This window comes from Streptomyces narbonensis, from assembly GCF_014649015.1.
Taxonomy (GTDB): Bacteria; Actinomycetota; Actinomycetes; order Streptomycetales; family Streptomycetaceae; genus Streptomyces; species Streptomyces narbonensis.
In genome coordinates this window covers 1-562 of the sequence record NZ_BMSF01000177.1, presented here as the reverse complement: position 1 = coordinate 562, position 562 = coordinate 1, and the positions used below count along the sequence as shown (strand labels likewise).

Genomic DNA, 562 nt, shown 5'->3' with positions numbered 1-562 from the left:
CGTCGCCGGGGCACTGAGCCTGGAGGATGCCGCCCGCGTCGTCGCCCTACGCAGCCGGTCCATCGCCGCTCACCTCGCCGGCAAGGGCGGCATGATCTCCCTCGCCCTCAGCCAGACCGACGTCCTGGAGCGGATCGACACCCTCGACGGACTGTCGATCGCCGCCGTCAACGGCCCCACCGCCACCGTCGTCTCCGGCGACCCCGCACAGATCGAAGAGCTCGCGAAGACCTGCAAGGCCGACGGCATCCGCGCGCGGATCATCCCCGTCGACTACGCCTCCCACAGCGCCCACGTCGAGACCATCGAGAACGAGCTCGCCGACGTCCTCACCGGACTCACCCCGCACGCTCCGCGCGTCCCCTTCTTCTCCACGCTCGACGGTGCCTGGATCACCGAACCCGCCCTCGACGCCACGTACTGGTACCGCAACCTCCGCCACCCCGTCGGCTTCGCCCCCGCCGTCGAAACCCTCGCCACCGACGAAGGGTTCACCCACTTCGTCGAGGTCAGCGCCCACCCCGTCCTCACCATGGCCCTCCCCGACACCGTCACCGGCCTC

General features: G+C 70.6%; 1 protein-coding gene. It reads left to right on the top strand.

What is annotated here, in order from left to right:
• Positions 1-562: acyltransferase domain-containing protein (locus tag IE124_RS34425; protein WP_189514054.1), on the top strand; the 562-nt coding region annotated here is incomplete at both ends.